We start from the raw sequence: 223 nt of genomic DNA, 5'->3' as shown, positions 1-223 counted from the left end.
AGTACCTCACGTACACCTTCGGCGGCGGCGTCGCCGTCCTCGGCGGGACGGCGCTCGTCTACGTGCTGACGGGCACTACGGCGTTCACGCCGGGCGGCATCGAGGCGCTCGCGACCGCGGACCCGACGCTGGCGCGGGCGGCGTTCGCCCTCTTAGCGGGCGGGTTCGGCGTCAAGGCGGCGCTGATGCCCGTCCACTCGTGGCTCCCCGACGCGATGGTCGC

Annotated in this window: 1 protein-coding gene; it reads left to right on the top strand. The window is 74.0% G+C overall.

Annotated features, from left to right (window positions below; all coding sequences use genetic code 11):
• Positions 1-223 (top strand): proton-conducting transporter membrane subunit (locus EXE44_RS19665; protein WP_274595413.1); only part of this gene is annotated, 223 nt, incomplete at both ends.

The organism is Halorubrum sp. SS7 (genome assembly GCF_005435055.1).
In the GTDB taxonomy this organism is placed as follows: Archaea; Halobacteriota; Halobacteria; order Halobacteriales; family Haloferacaceae; genus Halorubrum; species Halorubrum salinarum.
The sequence above is the reverse complement of the archived record's forward strand: the minus strand, read 5'-3'. Positions and strand labels throughout refer to the sequence as shown.